At 60.6% G+C, this 9039-nt stretch carries 9 protein-coding genes; 3 read left to right on the forward strand and 6 right to left on the reverse strand.

Annotation, left to right across the window (positions count from 1 at the left end; translation table 11 throughout):
- A partial coding sequence (locus JWR14_RS02445) for an MFS transporter (RefSeq protein WP_299700713.1) occupies nucleotides 1-943 on the reverse strand: 943 nt, incomplete at its 3' end.
- A gap of 338 nt (nucleotides 944-1281) precedes the next feature.
- On the opposite strand from JWR14_RS02445, the gene JWR14_RS02450 reads away from it, so the two are divergent.
- The gene (locus JWR14_RS02450) at nucleotides 1282-1743 is read left to right on the forward strand and encodes a GNAT family N-acetyltransferase (RefSeq protein ID WP_299700716.1); all 462 of its coding nucleotides are present in this window, start codon (nucleotides 1282-1284) and stop codon (nucleotides 1741-1743) included.
- 25 nt (nucleotides 1744-1768) lie between these two features.
- On the opposite strand, the gene JWR14_RS02455 is transcribed toward JWR14_RS02450, so the two are convergent.
- The gene (locus tag JWR14_RS02455; protein WP_299700719.1) at nucleotides 1769-2290 is read right to left on the reverse strand and encodes a DinB family protein; all 522 of its coding nucleotides are present in this window, start codon (nucleotides 2288-2290) and stop codon (nucleotides 1769-1771) included.
- A gap of 105 nt (nucleotides 2291-2395) precedes the next feature.
- On the opposite strand from JWR14_RS02455, the gene JWR14_RS02460 reads away from it, so the two are divergent.
- Nucleotides 2396-3562 carry a citrate synthase gene (locus JWR14_RS02460; protein ID WP_299700722.1) on the forward strand — a complete coding sequence of 389 codons (1167 nt, stop codon included), beginning with the start codon at nucleotides 2396-2398 and terminating at the stop codon, nucleotides 3560-3562.
- A gap of 162 nt (nucleotides 3563-3724) precedes the next feature.
- Here the strand turns inward: JWR14_RS02460 and JWR14_RS02465 are convergent, their stop codons facing one another.
- Nucleotides 3725-4009, reverse strand: a complete 285-nt coding sequence (locus tag JWR14_RS02465) for a hypothetical protein (protein WP_299700725.1) — start codon at nucleotides 4007-4009, stop codon at nucleotides 3725-3727.
- Nucleotides 4010-4373: 364 nt separating this feature from the next.
- Between JWR14_RS02465 and JWR14_RS02470 the strand changes: the two genes are divergently transcribed.
- Nucleotides 4374-5438: an AraC family transcriptional regulator gene (locus tag JWR14_RS02470; RefSeq protein WP_299700728.1), complete on the forward strand. Its 1065-nt coding sequence runs from the start codon at nucleotides 4374-4376 to the stop codon at nucleotides 5436-5438.
- A 21-nt stretch (nucleotides 5439-5459) separates the two neighbouring features.
- On the opposite strand, the gene JWR14_RS02475 is transcribed toward JWR14_RS02470, so the two are convergent.
- The 3 genes from JWR14_RS02475 to JWR14_RS02485 all read right to left on the reverse strand — a co-directional run.
- Entirely contained in the window at nucleotides 5460-6734 is a 1275-nt protein-coding gene (locus JWR14_RS02475) for an MFS transporter (protein WP_299700731.1), read from the reverse strand.
- 170 nt (nucleotides 6735-6904) lie between these two features.
- Entirely contained in the window at nucleotides 6905-7999 is a 1095-nt protein-coding gene (locus JWR14_RS02480; RefSeq protein ID WP_299700734.1) for an adenosine deaminase, read from the reverse strand.
- A 42-nt stretch (nucleotides 8000-8041) separates the two neighbouring features.
- Nucleotides 8042-9039 (reverse strand): NCS2 family permease (locus JWR14_RS02485; RefSeq protein ID WP_299700737.1); only part of this gene is annotated, 998 nt, incomplete at its 5' end.

Here is a 9039-nt window from a genome sequence, read left to right on the forward strand (position 1 = left end):
GATTGGAGAGCGGCACGAACAGATAAACGATGACCGTGCCCACGCAGCATACGGAGAACAGCAGGATGGTCTGACGGCGCCCGATGCGGTCGAGCAACTGCGACGCGGCCAGGCAGCCGAAGAAAAACGCCGCGATGATCACCGCCAGATAACCGCCGGTGCTCAGCACTGAAAGATGACGCTCGGTCTTCAGGTAGGTCGGAAGCCAGGTGGTGAGGGCTGAGTAGCCACCATGTGCGCCCACGCCGAGCAGGCCGCCAATGAGCGTCATGCGTATTACGTCGGGCGCGAAGATCGACAGGAGCGGCGTGCGCTCTTTCGCGTCCTTCAGTACCGCCACCTTGCGCGCGGGCGCCACCGGTTCCTTCACGTTGCGCCGAATATAGATGATCAGGAGTGCGGGCAAGATACCGATGCCGAACATCACCCGCCAGCCGATATCGGGTGACATGAACGAAAACACGGTCGCGTAAAGGAGCACGGCTGCGGCCCAGCCGACGGCCCATGCGCTTTGTACGGCGCCCATCGCCTTGCCGCGATGTTCGTTGCGAATAGTCTCGGCCATCAGCACCGCGCCCGCTGCCCATTCGCCGCCAAAGCCAAAGCCCTGCAGCGCCTTCAGTACGATGAACTGCGGATAATTCTGCGCGAACGCCGACAGTAACGTGAAGACCGAAAAGAAAATGACGGTGACCTGCAATGTTTTCACCCGGCCGTAACGGTCTGCTGCTGCGCCGCAGATCCATCCACCCAACGCGGACGCCACCAGCGTGACGCCGCTCACCAGACCTGCCTGCGTTTTGCTGATACCCCATTCCGCAATGATCGCGGGGATGACAAGACTGAACATCTGGACGTCGAGAGCGTCGAGCGCCCAACCGCCGAAGCACGCCCAGAACGTATATCGCTCACCTTTAGAAACCTGCCGGTACCAGGAAAACATCGAGTCTCCGTGCGTCTTTATCTGCTTGAATGAATGAGGCGTGCCGAGATTGATGAATGGTCAACCAATCGTTAAAACATATATATGTTTATATGAATGGTCACTTCGTGGGATAGGTGTTTACCCGTTATCGGCAAGCGGCACTCAGACTTTAGACGTTGTTTTTGACGGTTTGATTGTTGAGCCCGGCATGGAGCGCACGATTTCGTGGCTCTACGTTTAATGGCCTTATTGGACCTATGAATGGTGCCAGCACGCTTTTATTCTTCGCTTTCATTCCTCATTACGCTCACGCCTGCTGACGCGCGCGATCCCTCTACCGCGACCGGCCACTCAATATGACTGAAGCCATTCACGTACGCCCCGTTGTGTTATCGGATTTCCCCGCATGGAAGCTACTCTGGGATGGCTATAACGCGTTTTACGATCGCCACGGCGACACGGCGTTACCGCTTGAAGTCACCCGCATGACATGGTCGCGTTTCTTCGATGTCTACGAACCCATGCATGCACTGGTGGCGGAAAGCGCAGGGGAGTTAGTCGGCTTGACGCATTTTCTTTTTCATCGAAGCACGATTCAACTCGGCCCGAGTTGTTATCTGCAGGACCTGTTTACCGCCGAGAGCGCCAGAGGAAAAAGCGTTGGCCGCAAGCTGATCGAGGAGGTTTATCGGCACGCGGAGACAGCGGGCGTGGAGCGCGTGTATTGGCACACGCGAGAGACCAACACCACGGCAATGCAACTCTACGATAAGGTCGGCGAGAAGCAAGGCTCCGTGGTGTATCGCAAGCCGCTATGAAGCTTGCTTTGAAGCCCGCTGTCGCTCAAGCAAGCCCCTTCTCCGCGAGACGCTGGTAAAAAAGCAAATCAAGTTCCGGCGCCCGTCCTACCAGACCGGTCAGCAGGGCATGCGCCTGGCCACGGTGATGCGTCTGGTGATTGAACCAATGCGCGAGTGCGGGCGCGAGAGGTTGCGTGATCGCGTCCGGCGTGGAGACGCGCCGGTATGTGATCGCGCCTTCAAGCGACGCCTCACTGAGTCCCGTTATGTACTGCATGATCCGCGTGTCCTCGGCTTCACGCGCCTGACGAAGCGGCTCCAGCTCCTCGAACAGGATCGCATCGAGCCGGTCGGGTGAATCGCCTTCGCCGGTTAAACGGAACATCCATACCCGGTCAGTCACGAGCAAGTGATTGAGCGTGCCCTGTATCGATCTGAAAAACGCGCCGCGATCCGCGCGATAGTCGGCAGCGCTCAGGCGCGCGGCGGCATCGAAGAGCCGGGTGTTTGCCCAGGCGTTGTAGCGCGCGAAGGTATCGAAGTGCTGTTTGAGCAATCCCTGCATGTTGTCCTCCTCGCGGCTCCAGAACGTTTGTCCTGGACATGTACAGATATTAATATTGATAGAGTTGACGTCAATCTTGATTCAATTCATCAATGTGAGATCTCCATGGCATGGATGACGGCGGCCGAGGCCTTGAGCGTACTGAACGTCCGCGCGCAGACGCTCTATGCGAACGTGAGTCGTGGAAAAATCCGCGCGAAGCCCGATGAAACAGACCCGCGCCGCAGCCTTTATCACCGGGACGATGTAGTGCGCATGGCGCAGCGTCGTAGCGGGCAGCGCAAGATCGAGAAGGTCGCCGCGCAGACCATCGACTGGGGCGATCCCGTTTTGCTTTCCGCCATCTCCACGGTGTCCAACGGAAAGCTCTGGTATCGCGGGCGGGATGTCATCGAGCTTGCGAACACGGCGTCGTTTGAGGCCGTCACGGGGCTGTTATGGGAGACCGATGCGGTTTGTATCGAGCCATCAATCACGCGCCACGACGCCGACACCAAAGCCGACGATCCCTTGACCGCGAGTCTCGTCGCATTGGCCCGGCGTAGCGCGCGTGATTTGCCATCGAGTGGACGCACGCCTGCCGTGCTGCGAGACGAGGCCGCGAGCGTCCTTTCGACGCTTGCACACGCTGTCCTTGGCGCTACAGCTTCTTCGCGCGCGGGGCGCACGTTAAGCGAGCGGCTGGCCGTATCGTGGGGATGCAGGGAGGCGGAAGACACAATCCGGCGCTCGCTCGTTTTACTCGCCGATCATGAACTGAATGCATCGACGTTCGCTACCCGCGTCACCGTCTCCACGGGCGCGTCCTTATCGGCTGGCGTGTTGGCAGGTCTTGCCACGCTCACTGGACCGTTGCATGGCGGCGCGTCATCGTCGGTTCGTGGACTGATCGAGACGGCAACAAGGGTCGGCCCGGAAGCGGCCGTGCGTAACTGGCTGGCGCAAGGCCGCGTGTTTCCGGCATTCGGTCATCCGCTATACGCCGATGGGGACCCCAGGGCGCGCGCTCTGCTCAGCATGGTCAATGTGCCGCCGCTGTACGCAGAGCTTGCCGCGTGCGTGGAGAGGGTGGTTGGCGAGCGTCCTAACGTGGATTTCGCGCTGGCGGTTCTTGCCGCTGCTTTCGATCTGCCGGCGCATGCACCGCTGTCGATCTTCGCGCTTGCCCGCTGTGCTGGCTGGCTCGCCCACGCGCTGGAGCAAGCGCAAACAGGCCGCCTGATCCGGCCTCGCGCGCGTTACGTCGGGCTACCGCCCAAGCCCACGCAGTGAGTCTGACGGAGCAGCAAAACCATGACATCAAGCATCCAGGTCGATGGCGACTTTGCCTCGCAGCGGTCATGGGCAAACCGCGCTAGCTGGCGACAGGGTATCCAGGTTGCAACCCGTGCCCGCGCTCAACGATCAACGCGCGTTCTTAGATCCCCACCCGGTTCACGCCGCCGTCTGTTTCAACGCATTCGGCCGTACCCGTTTGGCCAGATCCTGCAACAGCCGTTGCACGCGATGCTGTTGCACGGCCACAAGGTCGCTCTCATTCATCAGGGCGCGAAGCCGGCTTTCCCAATACTCCTTGTCCATGCCGTGGACGGGTCCGGCCGGATAGGCACGCGCAACGGACCTGACCATGTGCTCAATGTGGTCGAGCTGGCGATCGGCTAAACTTGCTGGCAGCAAGTTGCCGTGACCAAGTGACGGTGCTTTCTTTAAAGCGCTCATTTGCTGATATCTCGTCGTGCTTCGCTGAGCTGTTCAGGAAGGGTGGTGCGATCAATTCATCCGGACATCGCCGATCAAGACACTCGTTCTGCCAATACAAAATGCCAATGGCGATGAACGAGCGTGGCGGCATCGTTTTCAGTTACAGCCGCCTTTTGATGGAAAGAGCCTGTGATTCCCGCTTGCAATGCCGTAAACCAGGCATTGCTCTCATGATGCTGAATGGACAGCGAAGTTATTGATCTGAAGATACCGCACTGTTTTTGGCAGGCTTTACCCTATGTCTCAATTCTCCAAATAAATTGATCACCGCGACCCGCGGCCGAATAGATTGGTTGTTTTGGGGCGCTATCAGGTAAAAACAATGGCTCCGCATACCCGTCGAGACGGGCTCGCTCAGGCTGCAGTGCCGGATGCTGACATCGTCCGCAGCAGTTTCAACACATACGCCTCGGAGGCGGATCAGCAACTCCTCGCCTGGCGTGACCGGGTGGGGCATGTCGTGGATGTCCTGCCTTCGAAGGCTCAGCTTACCGGCGGCTTTCACGGCCGTATCGACCGGTATGCGGTGGGCGATTTCGTCTTTACGGATTCCGTCACCGACGCCATGTCGCTTGAACGCTCAGTCGCGAGAGTGTCCACCGACGTGCGGCGCGACTATGTTTTCCACATCTTTGTGCAGGGCGAGGTCGACGCGGGAAAGGGCATGCAGAAGAAACGCAGTGCCCCGAATACGGTTCAGGGAATAATCGTTTTCGACATGGACCAGCCGTTTCGCATCGAGCGGACCGAATGCCACGTATTGACGATGTTCGTGCCAAGAGCGGCCGTTGAGGCCACGTTCCCGGACGCCGATTCAATTCATGGCCGCATTGTCGAGCACGGTGCGCCGCTGACCCAGCTGGTGACGAATCACGCGTTGGCGCTCAGCCGCGATCTGCCGGGAATGACCGCGGCGCAGGCAGTGAGGGAAATGGATGCCGGCGCGCAACTGCTGCTCGCGGCCTTCCGCAAGCAGGCAAGACTGACCGGCGACGCCCGCGCGGCCGTGCAGGCGGCCGTGATGAGCCAGGTGCGCCGATACGTTGAAGCGAATCTCAACCAGCCGGAGCTTTCGCCTTCCAGCGTGGTGGATGCGCTGCAATTGAAACGCGCCACGATCTACCGCTGGTTCGAGCATGAAGGCGGACTGGGCGCGTATATCCGCAATCGCCGTTTGCGCGAGGCAGCCGACGAGCTGGTCCGCTTTCCGCACCTTCAAGTTATCGATATTGCCTACGGGCTGGGATTCAATAGCGCGTCGGATTTCACACGCGCGTTTCGCCGCGCTTACGGCATGAGCCCGCAAGATGCGCGGGCTCGCGCGCTTGAGCTGCAGCGGGCGAGCAAGCTGGAATTGCTGTCTTCGTACGGGCCCGGCGGCAGATAGCGCGGTAGTCGGTTCGCCGGTTCAGGCGGGCGCCGTTTCGGGGAAGCGCTGCAGGGCAAACAGCGTGATGCAGGTGGCGGCGATCAGATACCACGCGGGCATCATCGGATTGCCGGTCGCAGCGATCAGCCACGTGACGATGAGCGGCGAAAAACCGCCGAAAATCGCCACGCCGAAGCTGTACATGATGGACAGCGCGGCGGCGCGATGCTGCGGCGCAAAGGCCTCCAGCATCATCACCGTGCTGGCGCCGGCGTTGCTGAGCGCCACCGCCGCATACGCGAGGATGATCAGCAGCGCGGTGACATCGCTTACGCCCATTCTCAAGGCCAGGAAGGCCGGATAGGTCAGCACAAGACATACCACGAGCGCCAGGTACTGGATTGGCTTGCGGCGCTTTTGGCCGTCGGCGATCCGGGCCACCAGCGGGTTCACCACCAGGATCACGAGACCGGACAGGCTGGCGGTCAGCAGGCTGATGACCGGAGGGCGATGCAACGTCCGCACCAGATAGCTAGGCATGTAAAACACCGTGATGTAGATACCGATCGACGGCGCGGCCATCATCAATGTTCCGTACATGAGCGTGCGGGCGTGTTCCGAGAACAGGGTCGCGAGCCGGGGGCGCTTGGGCACCTCGATGACAACCGAAGGCATGCGCCGGCGCAGATACCAGCCCACGGGGCCGATCAACCCACCGAGCACGAACGGAATCCGCCATCCCCATTCGTGCATGTCGGCTGGCGAGAGCGCGGCGGTAGTGATTGCGCCGACCATCGCAGCGACAAATGCGGCCGCGCCCTGGCTCGCGCCACGCCAACTGGTGAGATAACAGCGGCGGTCGCGCGGGACCGACTCCATCAGTACGGCCGACGCGGGCCCGATCTCGCCTCCTGCCGCGAGCCCCTGCATGAGTCGCGCGAGAACCATCAGCACCGTTGCAGCCGGACCGATGGAGGCAACCGTCGGCAGGCAGGCGATCAGCCATGTGCCGAGTGTCATGAATGCGAGCGACCAGGTCATGCCGGCTTTGCGACCCCGGCTGTTGGCGATCTGCCCGATGATGATTGCCCCGAGCGGGCGCATGACGAAGCCCGCACCGAAGGTTGCAAGCGACAGCAGCAGTGAAGACAGCGGGTTGTGCGACGGGAAAAAAAGTTTGCCGATAATGACGGCGGAGAAGCTGTAGACCGTGAAGTCGTACGCGACAAACGCGTTACCGATGACGGTAGCCAGGACGATGCGGGCGGGTCTTGCTTTTGGGGTTTGGGTCAGGTGGTCTGCTGCGGGGTACATGAGTGCGGTCTTGGGGGCTGCGGCGGCAATATGGTTGGGCCGCTATTTTTGGCTTGGGCGATGCCCGGGGAATGATAAGGCAACGCGAATACTTGTGCTTGGGGCCGCATCGGCGCGCCCCCGGAATCTGGCAACCCTCCGACCGCCAGCACCCAAAACCCGTCCAACCCTTACGGCAATTGCTCGGCCAACGCATCAAATTCGCCCGGCCACTGGGCTCGCCACGCGTCACGGGTTGCGTCATCGGCCCATGCTCCGTCAATGCCGTTGAGCATGAAACCCCGCAAATCGCTGACGCCGAATCCGAAATGGCTGAACATCACTTCCCACGCCTCGCTCGGATTGACCTTGTGCAGCGTCGGGTCATCGGTATTCGGATGGATCTTCAAACCCAGCTCCGGCATGCGACGGATCGGATGAAGCTCCGCCCATTTCTCCGGTGGCAACGTCCGCAAATAATAGGAGTTGGTCGGCACGACCGTGAACACCAGACCTGACGCGGCGTAATGGGCGGCGAGCGCAGGATTGTCGACGATCGTATAACCATGATCGACGCGATCCACCTTCAGCAACTCGACAGCCGTCTCTACATTGCGCCACGGCATGCCGAACTCGCCCGCATGCGCGGTGGTCTTGAAGCCCGCATCCCGGGCGTTGCGATACGCTTTCCAGAACAACTCCGGCGGCCGGTCGTTCTCGCGATAATCGATGCCAATGCCCGCGACTTCATCGGCGCGATGGGTTTTCATCCACTCGACCAGCGCCACCGCTTCGTCGGGATCGGCTTCGCGATCAATGCTCGGAATCAGCAGCGCGGACATGCCGAAGTCCCGCGAAGCATCGCGGATCGCCGCGACGATGCCGGCCTGCGCATCTCCATATTCAATCTTCGATACCCGTACGGTGCCAGTCGGATTCCAGAAAAATTCGGCGTGGCGCACGTTGTGCGCGGCGGCATCCTGCAGATATTCGTAGGTGATGCGATGCAGGTCATCGGCGTCGGTGAGCAGGTATTCGTCGAGCGCGCGCAGCACGCGCAACACGCCGACCGGCTTCTCACCGCGCGTATAAAACGCATCGATCTCGGCTCGCTCGATGGGTGCGTGGCTTTTCTCGGCCAGCGCGATAAACGTCTGATGCCGAACCGCGCCCAGCAGATGGCAGTGCAGTTCGACCTTCGGGATTGCCTTGAAAAATGCCCGGTGTGCAGGCGTGATGGTGATGCCGGTGCGTGAAGCGGGCACGTTGCCAAATGTCTCGTTCATATTTTTGGGTACTTGCGATAGTGCGGAATCAAGGGTGCGGAATCAATGGTGCTTAACAACGGTCCAGAAGTAATAACCGAGCGGAATCGCCAGCACGACCAGACCCCAGGGAACTTCTTTAAACCGCCCGGCGAGCAGCTTCACGATCACGAAACACAGCAAGCCGCCCGCAATCCCTGTGCCGAAACTATTCGACATCAGCGTGAGCAGGACCATGGAAAGGACCGGGAAGGCGTCCGTGAAATCGTCGAAATGTGCGTGGCGGATCGTGCTGAACATCGACAGGCCGATCAGGATCAACGCGGGCGCGGTGGCTTCCTTTGGAATCGCGAGCGCGACCGGCACGAACAACAGCATCAACGCGAACATGCCTGCCGCAGCCAGCGATGAGAGTCCGCTGCGCCCGCCCGCTTCCACGCCCGCCGCCGATTCGACCAGTGCCGTGAGCGCTGGAATGCCGAACACGGGGCCGAGCGTGGCCGCGATTGAATCCACGAGGAACGGCCGGTTGATATTCGGCAGGTTGGCGTTTTCATCGAGCAAATTTGCCTTGGCGCCGACTGCGAGCGTGGTGCCGAGTGTCGAGAAAAATTCGGCGGCGAAGAACACGAATAAATAAGGAATGGCGGCAACGGTCAGCGCGCTCGGAATATCCAGCTTGAACGCGACGGGCATGATGTCGTGCGGCAACGAGATGATCGATGACGGCAAATGCGTCACGCCAAGCGGTACGCCCGCTGCCGCTGCAATCAGGATTGCCCAGAGGATGGCGCCCGGAATACGGCGTCCCTGCAACACCACGGCTGCGGCCAAGCCGATCAGCGCGACGATAGTGCCCGGCCGCGAAAAATCGCCGAGCGCGAGCGCATTGGTCTTGGCGTTAGCGATCACCATGCCCGCGTTACGGAAGCCAAGCACCGCGATAAAGAGCCCGATGGACGCGCCGAGACCCAGCTTGATCTGCGCCGGAATCAGCCGCACGACCAGACTGCGCGCGCCGACCAGCGTAAGGATAAGAAACAGCACGCCGGAGATGAACG

Source organism: Caballeronia sp. (genome assembly GCF_028292365.1).
Taxonomy (GTDB): Bacteria; Pseudomonadota; Gammaproteobacteria; order Burkholderiales; family Burkholderiaceae; genus Caballeronia.

Bases quoted from the DNA above. Each gene is read 5' to 3' on its own strand.
- JWR14_RS02455 (WP_299700719.1), bottom strand. From the start codon at position 2,290: ATGCAGGGATTGCTCAAACAGCACTTCGATACCTTCGCGCGCTACAAC.
- JWR14_RS02480 (WP_299700734.1), bottom strand. From the start codon at position 7,999: ATGAACGAGACATTTGGCAACGTGCCCGCTTCACGCACCGGCATCACC.
- JWR14_RS02450 (WP_299700716.1), top strand. From the start codon at position 1,282: ATGACTGAAGCCATTCACGTACGCCCCGTTGTGTTATCGGATTTCCCC.
- JWR14_RS02460 (WP_299700722.1), top strand. From the start codon at position 2,396: ATGGCATGGATGACGGCGGCCGAGGCCTTGAGCGTACTGAACGTCCGC.
- JWR14_RS02465 (WP_299700725.1), bottom strand. From the start codon at position 4,009: ATGAGCGCTTTAAAGAAAGCACCGTCACTTGGTCACGGCAACTTGCTG.
- JWR14_RS02470 (WP_299700728.1), top strand. From the start codon at position 4,374: ATGGCTCCGCATACCCGTCGAGACGGGCTCGCTCAGGCTGCAGTGCCG.
- JWR14_RS02475 (WP_299700731.1), bottom strand. From the start codon at position 6,734: ATGTACCCCGCAGCAGACCACCTGACCCAAACCCCAAAAGCAAGACCC.